The organism is Neptuniibacter sp. QD48_11, from assembly GCF_047778095.1.
Lineage (GTDB): Bacteria > Pseudomonadota > Gammaproteobacteria > Pseudomonadales > Balneatricaceae > Neptuniibacter.
In genome coordinates, this window is sequence record NZ_CP180551.1 from 3,577,085 (window position 1) to 3,596,648 (window position 19,564).

Genomic DNA, 19,564 nt, shown 5'->3' on the forward strand with positions numbered 1-19,564 from the left:
AAGAACAACACAGATTTGAGCGCCTGTAGATCGCAGCTGCTATTTGGCAGCCCACTTTGCGACGAGGTTATCGAAGAACAAAATATAGGTAATTCCGCTATGACAAGCAGCCCTAAAAAACAGTTAGTCGTTATTGGTAACGGCATGGTAGGACACCACTTTGTCGAAAACTTTGTAACGGGAGAGAGCGCGAATGAATATGACGTTCACATCCTGGCTGAAGAAGATCGCGCAGCGTATGACCGTGTCCATCTTTCTGAATATTTTGGCGGTTCCACGTATCAGGATCTGTGTCTGGTAGAAGATAACTTTTATGAAAGTCATAGCGTAAGCCTTCACTTGAGCGAAGGTGCTACGCAAATCGATCGCGATGCAAAGCAGGTCATCACAGAACAAGGTACATATCCCTACGACACCTTGGTCTTGGCGACCGGATCTTACCCATTTGTCCCCCCGATACCGGGTAATGATGGTGATGCCTGCTTTGTTTATCGCACTTTAGAAGATCTAGATAAGATCCAAGCATGTGCGAAATCGGCTAAAGTTGGCGTTGTAGTGGGTGGTGGCCTATTGGGCCTAGAAGCAGCGAATGCCCTGAAATCTCTGGGCCTTAAAGCTCACGTGGTTGAATTCGCACCGCGCCTAATGCCAGTGCAGTTAGACGAAGATGGCGGCGAGCTACTGAAAAATAAAATTGAAGATCTGGATGTAGATGTTCACTGCAACAAAGCGACAACTGAGATCGTTGCTGGTGAAGAACATACCTACCGCATGAACTTCAGCGACGGTACACACCTAGAAACCGATCTGATCCTGTTCTCCGCAGGTATCCGCCCACAAGATACGTTAGCACGTTCAAGTGACCTAGAGATTGGCGAACGTGGCGGCATCATGGTTAACGATCAGTGCCGTACTTCTGATGAAAACATTTATGCGATTGGTGAATGTGCACTTTGGAACAACCAGATCTTTGGTTTGGTAGCTCCGGGTTACACTATGGCTAAAACAGCTGTGGCTGCAATTGCGGGCGATGACAGCGCCTTTACTGGCGCTGATATGAGTACCAAACTGAAGCTTCTAGGTGTAGATGTAGGCTCTATCGGTGATGCTCACGGTCAGACACCGGGCAGCATCAGCTACCGCTACTCTGATGAAGACGAGCAGGTTTACTACCGTATCGTTGTCTCTGAAGATCGCACTAAGCTTCTAGGTGCAGTACTGGTAGGTGATAACAGTAAATACGATACTTTACTACAATATGCGCTTAACGGTATCGATCTACCAGAAAAGCCACAAAGTCTAATCCTGCCATCGCTGGATGGTTCGGCTGCACCAGCATTAGGTCCAGATGCGCTACCAGACGAAGCGACTATCTGTTCTTGCCTAAACGTAACTAAAGGTCAGATTTGCTGCTCTATCGATGAAGGAGCAACCTCTGTTGCAGACGTCAAAGATGCCACAAAAGCCGCTTCGGGTTGTGGTGGCTGTGCAGCGATGCTGAAGAGCGTTGTTGATTGCGAATTAGAAAAACGCGGTGTTGAAGTAAATACCGACCTTTGTGAGCACTTTGCATACACCCGTGAAGAGCTTTATCACATCATTCGTGTTGAAGGCATCCGCTCTTTCTCTGAACTACTAGAAAAACACGGTAAAGGCCTAGGTTGTGAGATCTGTAAGCCTACTGCTGGTTCAATTTTGGCGTCTTGCTGGAATGAGCACATCATGGAAGAGCCATTGGTATCTCTACAAGATACTAACGATACCTTTATGGCGAACATGCAGAAGAACGGTACTTACTCCATCGTTCCTCGTGTTGCCGGCGGTGAGATCACACCAGACAAACTGATCGTGTTAGGTCAGGTTGCGAAGAAATATAACCTTTACACCAAAATCACCGGTGGTCAGCGTGTCGACCTATTCGGCGCTCAGCTACACGAACTACCGTTGATCTGGAAAGAACTCGTCGATGCTGGTTTCGAAACAGGTCACGCCTACGGTAAGTCCCTACGTACTGTGAAATCTTGTGTAGGTAGCACCTGGTGCCGCTACGGTGTCAATGACAGTGCTGGCATGGCGATCAAACTTGAGAACCGCTACAAAGGCTTGCGCTCACCTCACAAAATCAAATTTGCTGTATCAGGCTGTACCCGTGAATGTGCGGAAGCGCAGAGTAAAGATATCGGTGTAATTGCGACGGAAAACGGTTGGAACCTCTATGTTTGCGGTAACGGTGGTATGAAACCTCGTCACGCCGATCTATTTGCGACCGACCTAGATGACGAAACACTGGTTCGCTACATCGACCGTGTCCTAATGTTCTACGTGAAAACAGCGGACCGTCTACAGCGTACGTCGGTTTGGATGGATAACTTAGAAGGTGGTCTAGATTACCTTCGCGAAGTGGTAATCGATGACAAACTAGAGATTGCCGCAGAACTCGAATCACAAATGAGCCATGTAGTAGAGACCTATCAGTGTGAGTGGAAGTCGACACTAGAAGACGAAGAGAAACTAAAACGTTTCCGTACTTTCGTGAACACTGAAGAGCAGGCTGATCCGCAGATCGTTCATATCATGGAACGTGATCAGATCCGTCCAGCATAACTAGCGATTAGGAGATATTTATTATGACGACTGTTGATAGCAACGCTGAATGGATCGATCTGTGCAGCAAAAACGACCTTATCCCTCATTCTGGCGTCGCCGCTATGCATGAGGGCCAACAGATCGCACTGTTCTATATCCCAGAGTATGAGAACGAGATCTTTGCCGTAGGTAACAACGACCCGTTTAGCGGTTCTAACGTGCTATCTCGCGGTTTGATCGGCGATCTGCAAGGCGAGCCGATGGTGGCATCGCCTTTATACAAACAACACTTTTCACTTAGCTCAGGTGCCTGCATCGAAGAACCCGATGTCAGCGTACCAGTGTGGCCTGCTCGCTTTGTCGATGATCAGGTTCAAATCATGCTGTAATAACCGGTAGCTATAGATACAAGATGGAACGGTTGCACAGGGAAGTCAGTTTTTCCTCTCTACAGAGGAGAAAACTAGGGGGTAACCGCTCTCATCGCGAGTTAAGATTAACTCAGCGTTTCCAGCGACCAGCTGGAGAGGTAGAATGGCCGAAACCTTGTTAAGCAGAGCTTGATCATGGCTTCACCGAGCACCTCAACACCGATTTCGACCAAAGAAAAACTGATTGGTTACAGTCGCCTTATGCGCGTAGACAAGCCAATTGGGATCTATCTACTGCTTTGGCCAGCCTACTGGGCACTTTGGATTGCAGCCGAAGGTATTCCAAGCTATGACATCCTTATTATCTTTACCCTTGGGGTTTTCCTAACCCGCTCGGCTGGTTGTGTCATCAATGACTTTGCTGACCGTAAAATTGATGGTCATGTAAAACGTACCGCACAGCGCCCTATTCCAGCAGGTATAGTGACCGCCAAAGAAGCCTTAGTGCTGTTTGCCGGATTGATGCTGATCGCGTTTATTGCCGTACTCTTTACCAATCTCACCACTATCCTGTTATCCGGTGGCGGCCTCTTACTCGCAGCTTGCTATCCGTTTATGAAGCGCTACACCCATCTACCGCAGGTGGTGCTAGGCGCTGCATTTGCGTGGGCGGTCCCTATGGCCTTTACCGCCGTAACTGAAACCGTTCCAGCTTATGCATGGCTTATCTACATAGCAACTCTGCTATGGACTGTAGCCTACGACACCATGTATGCCATGGTGGATCGCGATGATGACCTTAAGATCGGGGTCAAATCGACCGCTATTCTATTTGGCGATGCCGATAAAGTGATTATTGGTGTGCTTCAGGCCTCTACCCTACTGACATTTGTACTACTGGGAATGAAGTTACAACTGGGCTGGATCTACTATGTTGGCCTTGCTGTGGCAGGCGTTTTATTTGTCTATCAGCAACTATTGATTAGAGATCGCGAGCGCGATGCCTGCTTTAAGGCTTTCTTGAATAATCATTACGTTGGCCTTGCGATTTTTATTGGCCTTGCAGGCCATTATGCGGCCTTAGATTTACTGTAAAACGCCCCAAAATCAGCTACTTTTTAACTGTTTATGGTGAATTGTTACCGTTTGTCATATTTGTGTAACACTATTGTCTTCTAATATTGGCGTCGATAAATTGAGTTGAAAAGGGCAATTACGCATGTCTCTATCCAAACGCGTCCTGATTGTTGATGATGAGGCGCCAATTCGCGAAATGATCGCTGTTGCGCTAGAAATGGCTGGCTACGACTGCTTCGAAGCAAGCAATGCCACAGAAGCACACGGCCTGATCGTGGATGACAAGCCAGATATGGTTTTGTTGGACTGGATGATGCCAGGCATGAGCGGAATCGAATTTGCGCGCCGTCTGCGCAAAGATGAAACCACTGCCGATATCCCAATTATTATGCTCACGGCTAAAGCCGATGAAGATAATAAAATTAAAGGTCTAGAAACCGGTGTAGACGATTACATCACTAAGCCCTTTTCACCACGCGAACTTGTAGCCCGTCTCAAGACTGTACTGCGCCGTACAACGCCTAAAGGTATTGAAGAGCCAGTCACAGTGGACGGTCTAACCCTAGATCCTATTTCGCACCGCGTAACCTCTGATCAGTCACCAATCGAACTGGGCCCGACTGAATTTCGCCTACTGCAATTCTTTATGACACACCAAGATCGTGCCTACTCTCGTGGCCAACTACTGGACATGGTTTGGGGTGGTAACGTCTACGTTGAAGAACGTACTGTTGATGTTCATATCCGTCGTTTACGAAAAGCACTTGGCGAGCGTCATGACTATCTGGTACAAACTGTCAGAGGAACGGGTTACCGCTTCTCTGCCGATGTAGCCTGATTAGTTAGCAAGGAAAAGCCATGCACAAAAACCGCCACTCGATGTTTACCAGCTTATTGCTGGTGAGTGGATGCTCCTTTGCTTTGGGGCTATTAATTGGTTACCCAAGTTGGGCATTAGCATTAAGCCTATTTGTATGGGCCATCTTTCAGGCACGCCAATTCAATCGTTTGATGCAGTGGTTCCAATCCGAAGTGGAAGAGGAACCACCAGAGTGCACAGGCCATTGGGGTGAGCTTTTTGATGAGCTTTCACGCCTGCAGCGTGGTCGTCAAAAGCGCGAAGATCGCTTAAAAAGCATTATCTCGCGCTTTCAGGACTCTACTTCCGCCCTCTCCGATGCCATTATCATCATCGATAGACACCACAACTTAGAGTGGTGGAATGAGTCTGCTAACCATCTATTAGGGCTTAATCAGGAATCGGACCGCGGTATGCCGGTCATGAACCTTCTGCGTGATCCGCGTTTTGTTCGCTATTACAAACGCGGTCAATACAACGACTCGATTACTCTACCGTCACCGGCACACAGTGATATTCAGATTCAATTCCATATTACACGCTTTGGTGATGAAGACCGTCTGTTAGTCGCACGTGATGTCTCTCGTCTGATGCGTTTGGAACAAACACGACAAGACTTCGTTGCTAACGCTTCTCACGAGCTGCGTACACCGCTTACGGTGATCAGGGGGTACTTGGAGACCTTCTTGGACCAAGCTCTTCCAAAACCGTTGCTGCGCGGTCTGAGTTCTATGCAAAACCAAGCGCGCCGAATGGAAAACTTGGTTTCAGACCTATTGCTGCTTTCTCGCTTAGAAGCCAGTAATCAAGCATCGGACGAACACCCGATCCAGATCCGCAGTGTCCTGACTCATATTGTCGAAGATGCGGAGCAACTGGCGAAAACACTAGATAAAGATCATAAGATCACGCTCGATATCGACAACGCTTTTGACCTTAACGGCCAAGAGATTGAGCTACACAGTGCCTTTTCCAATCTAGTATTTAACGCCGTGCGTTACACCCCGGCGAACGGCAAGATTGAAGTTCGTTGGTGGACCGACGAACAAGGCGGCCACTTCTCGGTGACAGACACAGGTCCGGGTATTGAGGCGATGCACTTGCCACGTCTAACCGAGCGTTTCTATCGTGTGGATGAGAGTCGTTCTTCTGCCAGTGGCGGCACCGGCCTTGGCTTAGCCATTGTGAAGCACGTGCTGGCGCGTCACGGTGGCCAGCTAACGATTAAGAGTAAGCTAGGGAAAGGCAGCACCTTTGCCTGCCATTTCCCAACAGAGATGATCGCACCGTCTCATGTGGAAGATGAACACTCCGCTTAAACTTATTTTGAAGAGATAAAACAAAACGGCCTGCTCAAAGCAGGCCGTTTTTTTATTTACGATTCCAGACGTTTTTGGTCCAGATCGATCTCACTTGTTGAGTGGGCCTCGACCCAGTAGATGGTTGCACCAACTACCGCAGCAGGCATAAGGATCAAGTTCAATAATGGCACCAACATGCCAAGTTGAATCAAGCCACCAAAACCGATTGACGTTAGGCGATCAGATTTCAACATCAGCTTCATATTCTTGAAGCTAACTTTGTTGTTATCCATCGGATAGTCGCAGTACTGAATCGCCATCATCCAAGCGCCGAACAAGATCCACAAGAAAGGCGAGATCAGGTTAATCACCGGAATAAACGACAACACCAACAGAAACAAAACACGCGGCAGGTAATAGGCAAGCTTAGAAAGCTCGCGGCCAATCGCTCTTGGGATCAGCGCTATCACCTCTTTCCAACCATCGTCAGTGACGACATCACCGCGTAGACGCTTCTCCACCTTCTCAGATAGGAAGCCATTAAACGGCGCAGCAATGATATTGGCGACTATAGAGAAGCCGTAATAAACAAAGACAATTACTAACAAGGCCATCACTGGCCATAAAACGTAGTGCAGGAACTGCAACCACTCCCAATCAGGTAGAAACGTTGTAATTAAGCTATCGACCCAAGCGCCAAAGTTACTAAACAATAACCAAATCGCGGTTACAAACAGCACAATATTGGTTAGTAGTGGGACAAGTACAAAGGGACGAATCTCCGGGTCTGGCAACATCTGCAAGCCCCGTAAAACATAGCTTCCACCTCTTACTGGATTTCCTTTCATAATTACCTTTTAGTAAGTTAAAAATACAATTAATTTAATCGCAACAGCACCTATCATCATCATAAGACCGACGCGGTTTACGTTAAATTCCCGCTTTGTCATATCCATGGTAGGTTTCCAAAATTCCACCAGCGACTTAAAGTCTTTGGTGCGTCCAGCGTACATCGCTAGAGAAACCAAAAATACTAGCAAACCACCCCAAAATAAAAATTGCTCTAATATTGCCAGATACATCACATTCGCCTTTACTTATTGCCAGTAGAAAGTAACCCGTTTTATGCTTACGGCTCATTGATCAGATGACCTTTGAACCGAAAAAGGTTCCCTAGCGTACCAAAAAACAATGTAGTCGGCTGCACTGCCTTGGTTGAGCAACTTATTTTTCCACCAGACCATAGCGCAGATTAACGACGCTAGTATTACGCAGCTGCTGGAGTAGTAAATGAAAGCGATACAAATTTCACAGTTTGGTTCCAACGACGTCTTAAAATATACCGAACTGGATAAACCTGAACTGAATTCAGGTGAAGTCCTCGTCAAAAACAAAGCCGCAGGCGTAAATCCGATCGATTGGAAAACCTGTTCGGGCGGCGGTGCTGCGCCGTTTATTGGCGAGTTACCTTTTGTTCCAGGTTGGGAATTTGCAGGCACGATTGAAGCCGTTGCCGATGATGTCACTGAATTTAGTGTCGGTGATGAAGTCTTCGGTTTAATCCGTTTCCCTGAAGCAGCAGGCTGCTTTGCTGAGTATATTGCTGCACCGGCGGGTCAAATTAGCCTTCGCCCTGAAGGCCTACCAGTTGAAGCAGCAGCAGGCCTAGGTTTAGCAGGCCTAACCGCATGGCAGGCATTGTTTGATAAAGGCCACCTACAAGCATCCCAGCAAGTGGTGATTCTGGCAGGTGCCGGCGGTGTCGGTCACTTAGCGATTCAACTAGCAAAATGGATGGGTGCGCGCGTTGCAACGACCGCATCGGCTAAAAACCATGAGTTCTTGAAATCACTCGGCGCAGATCTAGTGATCGATTACCACAACGACAAAATCACCGATCATATCGATAATGTCGATCTGGTTATTGACGGTATGGGCGGCGAGATCGGTATCGAAGCGCTTAACTGTGTAAAACCGGGCGGTACACTAGTAACCCTACCCTCAGTGACCAAAGATGCGGTTATCGCAGCGGGTAAAGCGATGAAGGTAAAAGTGGAGCCTATCCGTGTAGAAGCTAACAACGAACAGCTAGATCGCTTAGCAGGCCTTTATGCCGACCGTAAGTTAGCGCTGCAACTAGCGGATACTTATCCGATTGAAAAAGTCGGCGATGCTTTTGATGCCAGCAGATCAGGAAGAACTCAGGGCAAGTTAGTTTTGACTATCTGAAGACACATAGCGGTGGTGCAATAGGTTCCTATTGCACCTTTCTCTTTGCTCAATTAACGGACTAATTCGACAAAAATGCTTAGACCATCTTTGCTTTTATCCCTATTGGTTTTCACACACTACACTTACGCCTCTTCCCTACAAGACGCAGATAAATTATTAGCCTCTGGAAACTGTAAAGAAGCAGTCAAAATCTACAAAGCAGGTTCTGAAAAAGGTATTCCTTATGCGAATTTTAAACTTGGTCTACTTCATTCTTCGCATAGCTGCGTGAACTTAGACTTTCTTGCAGCAGAGAAATATTACCAAGCAGCAGCTCAGAAAGGATTCAAATATGCTTATGCCAACTTAGGTAGCTTGTACTTCGGGAATGATGCCCCATTACCCGATAACGAAAAAGCCTATAAAGCCTGGGCCAAAGCTAAAGAGTTAGGTATTGATACTCGATACAATTTATCCATTCTTCTTTACTTAGGTGATGGTGTTGAACCAGCTCCCTTGTTAGCTGAAGAATATTTAATAGACCTAATTAAAAACAACAGTAGTGATGCTCTACTGGCCAAAAACTTATTAATGGATTTCTACTCTGAAGAAGATGGCCCACTGTATTCAGAAGAGAAATTAGAACGGCTTAAGGCTTCACAGTAGTTGAGTAGTTAAGCCGCTAAATAGCTCATTGAGCTTTAAAAGCTCAAGCCTTGATAAACATACATCGCAGTCACTTTATCCATACTGGTGGTGATCTTTTCTGCAGACCGCACCACTAGGGCTAAACGGCCTTTATCCGACGCTGTATCTGATAGCCCCTTAAAGCGTTTGAAGTCGCGTTGGATTTTATTCAATTCAGCTTTGATCTGGTCGTTATTAAGCGGGTCGCCTTCTAGCTCCGATCGGTTCTGTTCAAATAGCTGTAGCGAGCTGATAAAGGCTTCGCTGTATTCATTTTGGAAACCCCATGCACGAAGCGCATAGTGGCTAGTTACACGTTGCGCCAACATACGGACAAAACCCGCTGTGCTGATTACTTTACCGAAGCGACTGTCGTTATTTTCAACGATCTCCATTGTGACCGCGCTCCACTGTTGCAGCAGCAGTTCGGTTGCTTGTCGTACTTCGGTTGCCTTCTCCCGCGTTGGCTTTGCAAGGTAGAGTGGCTTAACCACTTCCCATTGCTCAACCGCACGCTTTAAAGCTTGTTTCTCTGCATCCGTTTTGGCGTAATCCAAAATCAGTTTTTGAGTTTCTTCATAATCTTTGATCGATTCAGCTAACTCTTGCTCTGCCTTGCGGCCACGCACAGACAAACCAATAAGCATATAGTCCTTCAGCATCTGCTGAGTCAGCATACTCTGGTGAGACGCTGTATTTATGGCATGCTCAATCGAGGTAATCTCAGCAGCACTGTGACCACTGAGAAAGAGAAAACTCATCAAAACATAACGAATTAAACGCATCAGATACTCCTTTTTAGACGCAAGCTTCAGCTAATAAGCTCTCCACCTGATCTAACAAATGGTTTTCTGACCATGGTTTGGTCAGATACACATCGACTCCTGCATCCGTTGCCTCTAATCTATGTTTATCCGTCGATCGTGAGGTGATCATTATCACTGGGATATGAGCCGTTTCTTCACGGTTTTTCAAGATGGTCGATAATTCAACGCCTCCCATTCGAGGCATCTCCATATCGGTAAGAATCAAATCAGGCTGACGCTTACGCACCTGATTCAACGCATCCAAACCGTCTATCGCCGTCATCACTTCATAGCCTGTGTCTTTCAACAGGGTCTCAAGGGATTTCCGCGCACTCAAAGAATCATCCACTACCAGCAGGCGTGGAAGTTCTATATCTATTTCATTGTCTAGTAGCACAGGCTGATCAGACAAAGTGGTTCGCTGATGGCGAATACGGGCCGGTAAGTCGACAATTGGCGCCGCTTCACCGTTGGCAAGAATAGTTAGGCCCGGAATACCCGGCAAATCCGGTACATATTCGCCCATCTGTTTAAAGGCCAGTTCTCGGTGAGCGATGATCGCTTTGACCAAAACAGCCACGCGCTCACCTTGGGCCATATTAACGATCAGTACAGGGTGTACTGCACCTGGTTCAAGATAGAGATGCTTGCGTTGATGCAGAAGATTTTCCAGCATAAACACTGGGTAACTCTCACCCTCGTGGATAAAGCACAGCTCCTCTTCGGTTTCTTGGAACTTACCATCCAACGAGATTAAGCTTTGCTCAACACCATGGCCTGCCAATGCGAATACCTGCTTACCGCAGCGAACCAGCAAGGTTTTAACCATCAAGGAGCTGGCCGGCATCGCCAAAGTAAAGGAGGTACCTTCACCTGCTGAGGATTGAATATCTAGGGTACCCTGTAGACGCAGGATCTGCTGATAGACTACATCCATACCAATACCACGACCCGACAACTGGCTGATCTGATCGCGGGTGGAGAAACCCGGAATCAGGATAAGTCGGTGAACGTCATCCGCGCTCAGTGGTAGATCTGGCTCGATCAATTTCTTCTCGTGGGCCATCGCTAATACGCGCTGGGTATTGATGCCATCACCGTCATCTGTACAACTTACTTCGATCTGACCGTCATGAAGACTGAAGCCGAGGGTAATCGTACCCTGCTCTGGCTTACCTCGTTGACGCCTTAAACCTGTACTTTCTAAGCCATGATCGACCGCATTTCGAATAATATGCATCAGCGGGTCAGCTAGCTGGTTCAAGATATTACTATCCACCAGCGTATCTTCACCTTGAATAACTAAACGTGCTTCTTTACCGGTAGAACGGCACACCTGACGCAAGATACGTTGTAAACGTGAAGAGATCGTACTGACTTCGACTTGTCGTGTACTTAAGACATTGTCGAGGGTCTCTTTCTGCAAGCTGGATTGCGCGATATGCAGTGTACTCAAGCTATGGATATGTCCTTCCATCTCCTGAGTAACCTCACGCACGTCGGCTACAGCCTCTTGCACACGTGAGATTGTCGTGTGCATTTCGTTATAGCGGTCCATTTCGAGTGGATCGAAGTCATCCGCGTTTTCATCCAGATGAGGCTGTAGATTCATCTGTTCACTGAACTGTTGTTCCAATTCAAAGAGAACACGCTGCAAGTTACGGTGGCGCTCACGATTCGTTCGAGTAAAGCCGCGTAGCTGTGTAACCTCTTCATCAAGCTGGGCGTTCAACGTGCTTGATTCACCCGCCAAACGGAACAGTGTATCCAATACAGTACGCGGTACTCGGAAGACCTGATTCTCTTCTCGAGCGGAGTCTGCTTTAGGAGCCTCTGCTTCACTCGCTTGAGTGTTTTCAGCCAGATCAGCAGAGTCACTAGAACCTTCTTGTGCCGGTTCTATAACGGTCCGCTTTTGTTCTTTATCAAGGGCGTCCACACCTTCTGTTTTAAGGCGGTAATCCCAATCCATCATCAACTGCAGCGTCGAAAGCGCATTATCAGGCGCATTTCCGCCTGCGGTGATGGCCTCTGCCATTGCTGCTAGACAATCAGACGCCTCAAACAGATCATCTTTCAAATTACCTGTAGGTAGCTGATCCTGATCTGCTAAGAATTCCAGCACATCCTCTAAACGGTGAGCCAAGTTAGCCAAACCCTTGATACCCGCCATATTGGCGAGGCCTTTCAAGGTATGCACCGCACGTTGGGCACTACGCAATGCTGGTTTGTGCTCCTGATCCAATAGCTGCTGGATACTGTCTAAGTATTCATCCGACAGCGTGGGCAGTTCGTTGTGCAGCATATCCGATAACTGAGGATCAATTTCCCCGGATTCATGCAACTCAACGTCTTCCGGTTTTGCTTCATCACGTACCAGATCTTCGCTGGTCTGTAGCGAAGCTAACGCGAATAGATCGGTAATGTATTTAGTTTCGTCAGCCGTAGGCCTGCACGGTAGAGATTCATGGCTGAAGGCAGTTAACAGTGCTTGTTGATGTTCTGCAGCTCCGAGATCAGAGAAGTAATCCAGTAAGCAGTTAAGGGCGTTATAAACTGCGTTAATTTTGTTTTCTAGTAGCGGAATCTGATGTTGCTGTAGATAGCTTAAGTTCGCAATTAAACCTTCAACCAGAACTTTGGCGCCGTTGAGGTTAATAGTCTTGAGCGCACGAAGAACGGTCTCTAGGCCATCGATGCTCTCTTCTAGCGTTGATGGCTCTATCTCCGTCTGTAGCCACTGATCGGATAGCTGCTGGACTGATTGCGACAGCATTGTGACTACCGCAGGATCCACTTGAGCATTCCCCTGCTCCAACACGGTCTGGTCAATCTCGCAGAAAGTCGGTGGCTCTGGCAGAATCGCAATGCTTGGTTCATCGTCAGAAACCAGCGCGTCAACGGTGTCAGCTTGCTCATCAGATGGGTCGTTTGCGTTAATATCTGAGCGTAACCGCTCTAAATCTTGCGCCAGTAATGGTTTTAAGAACTCAGTATCTTCAGCCAATACAGGCTCTGACCAGCTCGACTCAACCATCAAACTCAATACAGGTTCAATCTGTTGATCTTCAGCTGACCGTAATAGATTTCCTATCGCTTGATGTAGCTGCTCTGCTAGCGCCTGCTCTGATAATTCGGGAACTTGCAGTAATAGCTCACCGTACAGCGCCAGCATGTCGGTAATACCGGTCCAATCGGCCTCAGAGTAATCATCGATTAACTCGTAGTATTGATCAGAATGCAGCTCTTCAAAGCGATCAAGGTCTTCACCCATCTGCTGTAGTAAGGGCAGTAATTCGGGTAATTGATGAGCAATATTGCTTTGCGGAGCTGTCTTCGGAAGCGCTGATAGATCAGCGCCGATAGGCTGCTCAAGTAATTCGCTTTGTACGTCTTGATCCGAAGACGAACTTAGCTTCTGACAATCGCCCATTAACAGATCGCGAAGGAAGCTACCGTCCTCTTCAGGCACCGGCTCAACCCATGCTGAATCGCTCATAAGTACCAGTAGTGAATCGATATTCTGCTCACACGGCTGCTCTAAAAGACGAATAATAGCGCTATTGAGCTTGGTCGCGATTTGAGTGCCATCGAGTTCTTCGAGTTGCTGCAATAGTTCGCCATATAGGGCCAACATATCAGCGATACCGGTCCAATCCTCTTCGGAATAACGATCGATTAAATCGTAGAACCGATCGGTATATTCGGATTCAAATAGGGTGATATCCGCCGCCATTTGGCGAAGCAATGACACAAGCTCTGACAGACATTGCTCAGTAGGTGTTATTTGATCATCCGACAGTTCATAGTCTGCAGCGACCTCTTCAATTGCAACAGAGATAGACGGTGCTGTATCACCCGCTAAGGCTTTACAATCACTCTGTAACAGTTCGATTAGGAAACTCGTATCTTCATCAGCAACGGGTTCAATCCATGCCGGAGCTTTCATCAATGCCAGTGCTGGCTCGATCTGCTGAGGATCTAGGCTCTTTAGAATGTTTATCAGTGCAGTACTTAATTGCGAAGCGATCTGGGTATCTTCCAACTCGCCCAACTGCTGAAGTAGCTCGCCGTAAAGCGCCAACGTATCTGCCAGACCGGTTAAATCATCTTCGGAGCAGCGATCAATCAAATCATAAAGGTGGTCAGATTGCTCCCCGGCGAAATCGGGTAGTGCAGCAGCTATAGCCCCTAGCAGCTCAACCGACTCAACCGCGATCGGATGGCTAGGTGACTCTGAATCGGTCTCAGATGCATTCAACTCATCAACTTCTGCAGTCACTTCAACCTGTTCAACATCATTTACCTGTAATTGTGGTTGCAGTTGGCGACTATCATCTTGTAAAAGTTCGAGTAGGAATTCAGCGTCTTCTGCAGCCACAGCCTCTGGCCAATCGTCACGTTGCAATAAAGTCACTAAGCCTTGCGCGACTTCCTCTGGCGATTTAGAAAACAAGCCCTGCAGTTCTTCCGACATCTCTGTCATCACCGTTTCGGCTTGTTTTAGGTCAGTCTCATCCAAAGACTCTAACAGTTCAGCATACAACGCTAGAAAGTCAGATAGCCCGGTAAGGTTATGCTCACTGAACTGGTCGACATACTCATACAGCTCGACCACCAGTTCCGTTAGAGGCAGCTCCATTTTCAGGCAAAGCTTCTGCTTCGCTGTCAGCCACTCGATGGCTAGTTTAGGATCAAACATTGATCTCTATCCCACCTATTCTCAGGATGAAGCGAGTTTAAATACACTAACTGACTTCTGAAGCTCGTCGGCCGCGTCTACCAGCTCATCGGATAGCTGAGCCTGCTGTTTCATTTCGGCGTTGGTCGCTTGAGTGGTTTCGTTAATGCTATTTGCACGGGTACGTAGCTCTTCCGCTACTTTCGCCTGTTTAACCGAACTGTGGGCAATACGTACTACGGAATCTACCAGCGTTTGAGTTGTTGCACGGGTTTCATCCATACGCTCACCCGCTTCTTCCGCTAGGCGCGTACCCTCGACTACGTCGGTGATTACGTTGTTGATTACGTTAATCGTATCCGATGTCTCAAGCTGGATGTTGTTTACCAGAGATTCGATCTCGGAGGTCGCTTCACGGGAGTTCTCCGCCAGACGTTGTACCTCGTCTACTACCACCATCAAACCACGACCCGCCTCACCGGCTGAAGCTGCGTGCATACTCGCGTTAAGGGATAGTACGTGGGTACGTTCCGAGATGTTGTTGATCAGGTTGACGATACCACCGATCTCTTGAGAACGTTCGCCCAATCGTTTGATACGTTTTTCCGCCTCGTGGATGGTCTGGCGGATTTTATTAATACTGTCGATGGTCTGAGATACCGAGTCCATCGCCGTTTCAGAGGTTTTGATCGCTTTCTGAGATGCGTTGTTCGATAGTACCGCCAGTTTAGAGATCAATTCCATTGCACGGATTGCGGAGTCCAAACCGTTCAATGTTTCACTGATCTCCTCTTTCTCTCGTTCCGCATAGCTCAATACCGTTTCAGACTGAGATTTCACCTGAACCGATGCATCATTTACACGGGTGGATACGCTGTTTACTTCCTGCAATACCGACTCAATCGACTCTACCAACTGGTTGATAGAGTCAGATACCGCACCCGTTACATCTTCCGCTACAGGTACACGTACCGTTAGGTCTCGCTGGGAGATCTGGAATACGTTCTGGATCAAGGTAATGATCGAACTGTTCAGACGTTGGTTCTCTTGTTCCTTAACTTGAAGGGCATTCTCTTTCTCATCAAGCATGTTATCCAATACGCTCGATAGCTGACCCAATTCGTCTTGTGTGTCCAAGCCGCTTCGTGCTTCTACATCGCCTTCACGTACTTTATCTACCGCATTCTGGATAGTTTTCAGTGGATCGATTACACCGTATTTGATGATGGATAGGGAGATGGCCATCGCCACGATCATCAAACCGATAGAGATCAGGAAGTAAGTCGCCATCTCGGTAGTATCATCGGCAATCAGCAAGTCGTTTTGTACTTTGTAGCTTGCAGCTAGCTCGGTTACTTCATCGATCTTTGGAGACAGTTTGTCGATGATCTCTTGCAGGCTGGCAAACTGAGTTTGTTTACGTTCGATAGCTTCAGCTAGCTCTGCTACCAATAACTCAATCTGCTCGATATTACCGGAAGCGGACGCTCGGCTATCGGATAAAGATTTAACTTTACTGGAATCTAGGTGAGCCGTTTGGATCTGTCTTTTGATGGTGTATAAGTCTGTTTGAATAATCTCCAGATCAACGTCTCGACCATCAGTCGCTATATATTCATCAATATCTGTTTGTACAACCGATAATTGGTCACGAACCCAGTTACGGTTGATCCATAGAACAAGCGGTTCTGTTTGTGAAATCAGAGTACGGATCTCAGCAGACAGACCTTCATCCTTGCTTACACCAATCTGGATGGCTGTTTCTGACGCATCGTAAAAAACATCTTGGTACTGATCCATAATGGTCTGGAACTGTTCTACCAGTTCCTTATCTTTATCGGTACGCAGATAAGCTTTAAGACTCAGGATATCTCTATCTAGCTTCGCCATTACATCGTTATAGATGGATAGGCGATCCATCTCCTTCGATACCTGGAAACTCTTCTCTTGGAAACGGGCCTCGGCCACACTTTCCTGAATATCACTTACCAATAACAAGAAACTATTTAGATTTTGAGAACGTTGCTTTGCTTCCTCTTGCAAGACAATCGTCTGGTAGTAGGACGCACTCATAAAGAACAAACCGACACAGAGCAATCCTAATACGATCGCAAACTTAATCGGTATCCTAATGTTCTTAAACTCCCAAAAAGACTGCATAGTTCGCTCACTCCGTACTTTTAAAACTGTTTCTTCAAGGCTAGGAACAATCGGTGGTGATCAATTTCAACCCAGTGTTGATCTTGATGCTCATATACCTGTCCCGCTGCCTGACGGATAACATCAGGCAGATCCCCACATGCTTGCTCCAGTAAAACTGGGTCCGTGATACTTTGAGGTGGTTGGGTCAATAAGACACCAACTGTCTTCGGATGATCATCGATCAGCAATACCCAAGCTTGCGGGGCTGTGTTGCCATCTAAGATTTGTAGGTACCTATTTAGATCGTAAACAGGCACCGTTTCGCCACGGTGATTCATAAATCCGGCGAACCAGTCAGGTGTAGATGGGATCGAACAAATTGAGGGAGCTTTCGCTACCTCAGCCCGGGTTAGTTCCGAGATAAGTAGCTGGTAACTACCGATCTCAAAACCATGCCGGATCTGGTGAATGCTAGGCTGATCATCCGCTTTTATATTTGTTGTTAGCTGAGCATCCATCGCGTACTTCTCAAGTTAACGCAGAAATTTGCGCCATTAGTTCTGCATCAGTAAAAGGTTTGGAAACCATAGCTGTCGCACCTTGTAGCTGCGCCCAGACTTTATCCGCCTCTTCGTTTTTACTAGATACAATCACTACTGGAATATGTTTTGTTGCTTCGTCAGACGTGATCTGACGACAGGCTGAGTAACCATCCATTTCTGGCATGACGATATCCATAAAAATCAAATCTGGATTTTCCGTCTTTGCCTTTTCAAGACCCTGCTTGCCATCGTTGGCAGCGACTACTTCAACACCGCAAGAAGCCAATACTGTACAAATATGCTTCTGCTGAACTAGGTCATCTTCAACAACCAATACTTTTTTCACTGGATAGCTCCATTTACTTATGCTTTCTGAAATTCATCAACCCAATTGGATACTCGGCCGATCACCTTCTGAAACTCTTCATGCACGATTGGCTTGGTCAGATAAGTGGAACAGCCCGACATAATTCCTTTCACCTCATCCATAGGTGAAGTCTTAGAGGTCAGCATTATGATTGGGGTTTTCTTTAGTTCTGGACGTTTACGCATCTCTGTACAGGCTTCAAACCCGTCCATTCCAGGCATAACCACATCCAGAAAAATAAAGTCATAACTATGATCTGTTACATTCGCGAGTGCTTCTTCGCCAGAACCAGCAAAGTGCACGTTAACTGGTAGCGGTAACTGCTGTAACTCGGCATTTAATGCCTGCTGCATCACATCGTTATCATCCACTACCAATACTTGATAACTGGTTCGACCACTTTCAACTGCGGCACTGTCCGTAGGCTCAGGTGCAGTATATTTACTGAAAGTATCTTCTTTTGACTCCGGTTTAGAGGACTCTAAATCCATCTCTTCGTTTTCTCGCGTCATCTTATCTAAGGCACGTAAAACTCGAGAAGAAACCAGAGGGTAACCAAGATGAGCATGTTCCTCACTTTCAGGCTTACCACGGCCGACCAAAATGATCCGAGCATGATAACTTTGAGGAATATCCGCTAATTCAGGGTATAGAGAGAGGTCAAATCCAAATACGAGCAACAGGTCAGGAAGCTCAGAAATATCAGGAGTTACCAACGTATAACGGGTCTGTTTAGACAGCTTGAAAATCTTTTCCAGCTTAACCCGCTGATCGTTAGGAAAACCTATTGAACCTATCAGCATATCAGCCCCATACCCTTACAGATGAAGTGGGATATGCTACATGTCGAGGGGGAATAGGATGATCATTATCACCCAAATTATTAAAACTGCCCTGAGCTATCCCAGACGAACGCGGGATAATACACGGCGCTTGTTTCATTAATGCTGCAGCCTCACAACTCACTCGCTGTGAACCACCATTGCGGTAACACATGACTTCCATAAGCTAGCACTAGCAACCCTCAGCATAAAAAATGCGGTTGCCAGTCTCCATCTCTACTCTTGAATTTATTATTTTTATTAGTGACGTCTAAAAGAACGTCTATCTATATACACTACAGATTTTATTAGACGAATAAAACCTCTGTGCGCTATCAGTGTGCGGGGCTTATGTTAGAACTATTTAAATTAAGATAGCAACTAAAAAAAACGGACCTTTTGGTCCGTTTCATTACTTTTCGCTGCAAAATAACTGCTGTTGTCGCATGAGAAGGCGACAACCTTCGCCTCTGACATCCCGACTCCAGCAGGCGTGACGCGCCCATGACTTATCATCTTCGGTACGCTCTTCGCGGAATTCAGGTACATCCTTACAGAAGTTTTCACTCGGCGATGCATTTTTTAGACAAGCTTTTAAGAATTTGCCGTGTTTAATCGTACAACTAAACCCTGAGCATTGATTAAAGCTACTCAACGCTTCTTCTAAACAGGTTTGTTGGTCGGCCTTTTGACCTAACACCAGCCCTCTTTGCTGAAATTCGTTATTCTGATCAGCAAGCTCCTGATTCCAACCCGGCAACCACTTATCTTGCGTTAGCCAAGCCAAGAAAATACCCACTACGAGCAGTAAAAGAATTCCCCAAATAATCTTTTTAACCATCAGGCTTCCTTACGTGGACGCCAAAGCAGTCCTTTCATACACATAAATACACCCACAACCGATAGCAACATGCCGCCATTCACTAGCAATGGGTGCCTCACCAATAAAGGTTTGAAAGGGTGTTCCTGCTCAAGATCACATTCAGCCAGATCATAGTTATATGACCCACCCAGATCTAAACACGCATCAACTGCACTTTGATCGACATAGAAAAGAACCATCAAAGCAACGGATGGCAAAATCAGAAGTATTAAACCAATTCGAAGCATGAA

Annotated in this window: 17 protein-coding genes; 7 read left to right on the plus strand and 10 right to left on the minus strand. The window is 46.8% G+C overall.

Features of this window, described 5'->3' with window-relative positions; translation table 11 throughout:
* Window positions 1-99 precede the first annotated feature (99 nt).
* From nirB to phoR, 5 genes are all read left to right on the plus strand, one after another.
* A complete protein-coding gene (gene nirB / locus ACMXYU_RS16855; protein WP_415901139.1) occupies window positions 100-2,604 on the plus strand; it encodes a nitrite reductase large subunit NirB in 2,505 nt (834 codons plus the stop codon).
* Between the two features lie 23 nt (window positions 2,605-2,627).
* Window positions 2,628-2,975 carry a nitrite reductase small subunit NirD gene (nirD, locus tag ACMXYU_RS16860; protein ID WP_415899570.1) on the plus strand — a complete coding sequence of 116 codons (348 nt, stop codon included), beginning with the start codon at window positions 2,628-2,630 and terminating at the stop codon, window positions 2,973-2,975.
* A gap of 177 nt (window positions 2,976-3,152) precedes the next feature.
* Window positions 3,153-4,052 carry a 4-hydroxybenzoate octaprenyltransferase gene (gene ubiA / locus ACMXYU_RS16865; RefSeq protein WP_415899571.1) on the plus strand — a complete coding sequence of 300 codons (900 nt, stop codon included), beginning with the start codon at window positions 3,153-3,155 and terminating at the stop codon, window positions 4,050-4,052.
* Window positions 4,053-4,176: 124 nt separating this feature from the next.
* Window positions 4,177-4,872: a phosphate regulon transcriptional regulator PhoB gene (gene phoB / locus ACMXYU_RS16870; RefSeq protein ID WP_415899572.1), complete on the plus strand. Its 696-nt coding sequence runs from the start codon at window positions 4,177-4,179 to the stop codon at window positions 4,870-4,872.
* Window positions 4,873-4,892: 20 nt separating this feature from the next.
* Window positions 4,893-6,212, plus strand: coding sequence for a phosphate regulon sensor histidine kinase PhoR (gene phoR, locus ACMXYU_RS16875; protein ID WP_415899573.1), 1,320 nt, complete (start codon window positions 4,893-4,895; stop codon window positions 6,210-6,212).
* A 56-nt stretch (window positions 6,213-6,268) separates the two neighbouring features.
* Here the strand turns inward: phoR and cysZ are convergent, their stop codons facing one another.
* The gene (gene cysZ, locus ACMXYU_RS16880; RefSeq protein ID WP_415899574.1) at window positions 6,269-7,042 is read right to left on the minus strand and encodes a sulfate transporter CysZ; all 774 of its coding nucleotides are present in this window, start codon (window positions 7,040-7,042) and stop codon (window positions 6,269-6,271) included.
* A 9-nt stretch (window positions 7,043-7,051) separates the two neighbouring features.
* Entirely contained in the window at window positions 7,052-7,276 is a 225-nt protein-coding gene (locus ACMXYU_RS16885; protein ID WP_415882917.1) for a hypothetical protein, read from the minus strand.
* A gap of 208 nt (window positions 7,277-7,484) precedes the next feature.
* Here ACMXYU_RS16885 and ACMXYU_RS16890 point away from each other — a divergent pair, with 208 nt between their 5' ends.
* Window positions 7,485-8,423: an NADP-dependent oxidoreductase gene (locus ACMXYU_RS16890; RefSeq protein ID WP_415899575.1), complete on the plus strand. Its 939-nt coding sequence runs from the start codon at window positions 7,485-7,487 to the stop codon at window positions 8,421-8,423.
* Between the two features lie 75 nt (window positions 8,424-8,498).
* Window positions 8,499-9,071 carry a tetratricopeptide repeat protein gene (locus tag ACMXYU_RS16895; RefSeq protein ID WP_415899577.1) on the plus strand — a complete coding sequence of 191 codons (573 nt, stop codon included), beginning with the start codon at window positions 8,499-8,501 and terminating at the stop codon, window positions 9,069-9,071.
* Between the two features lie 35 nt (window positions 9,072-9,106).
* Here the strand turns inward: ACMXYU_RS16895 and ACMXYU_RS16900 are convergent, their stop codons facing one another.
* The 8 genes from ACMXYU_RS16900 to ACMXYU_RS16935 all read right to left on the minus strand — a co-directional run bounded on the left by ACMXYU_RS16900 (window position 9,107) and on the right by ACMXYU_RS16935 (window position 19,561).
* Window positions 9,107-9,877: a hypothetical protein gene (locus ACMXYU_RS16900; RefSeq protein ID WP_415899578.1), complete on the minus strand. Its 771-nt coding sequence runs from the start codon at window positions 9,875-9,877 to the stop codon at window positions 9,107-9,109.
* A 13-nt stretch (window positions 9,878-9,890) separates the two neighbouring features.
* Complete coding sequence (locus tag ACMXYU_RS16905) at window positions 9,891-14,600, minus strand: response regulator (protein ID WP_415899579.1); 4,710 nt, start codon at window positions 14,598-14,600, stop codon at window positions 9,891-9,893.
* 21 nt (window positions 14,601-14,621) lie between these two features.
* Entirely contained in the window at window positions 14,622-16,739 is a 2,118-nt protein-coding gene (locus ACMXYU_RS16910) for a methyl-accepting chemotaxis protein (RefSeq protein WP_415899580.1), read from the minus strand.
* A gap of 20 nt (window positions 16,740-16,759) precedes the next feature.
* Entirely contained in the window at window positions 16,760-17,239 is a 480-nt protein-coding gene (locus ACMXYU_RS16915) for a chemotaxis protein CheW (RefSeq protein WP_415899581.1), read from the minus strand.
* Between the two features lie 10 nt (window positions 17,240-17,249).
* The gene (locus ACMXYU_RS16920) at window positions 17,250-17,609 is read right to left on the minus strand and encodes a response regulator (protein WP_415882925.1); all 360 of its coding nucleotides are present in this window, start codon (window positions 17,607-17,609) and stop codon (window positions 17,250-17,252) included.
* A 17-nt stretch (window positions 17,610-17,626) separates the two neighbouring features.
* Window positions 17,627-18,433 (minus strand): response regulator, encoded by an 807-nt coding sequence (locus ACMXYU_RS16925; RefSeq protein WP_415899582.1) that lies wholly within the window; start codon window positions 18,431-18,433, stop codon window positions 17,627-17,629.
* Window positions 18,434-18,863: 430 nt separating this feature from the next.
* Complete coding sequence (locus tag ACMXYU_RS16930) at window positions 18,864-19,292, minus strand: hypothetical protein (protein WP_415899583.1); 429 nt, start codon at window positions 19,290-19,292, stop codon at window positions 18,864-18,866.
* Entirely contained in the window at window positions 19,292-19,561 is a 270-nt protein-coding gene (locus ACMXYU_RS16935; RefSeq protein ID WP_415899584.1) for a hypothetical protein, read from the minus strand. Before ACMXYU_RS16935 ends, ACMXYU_RS16930 begins: the two co-directional genes overlap by 1 nt.
* Between the last annotated feature and the right edge of the window lie 3 nt (window positions 19,562-19,564).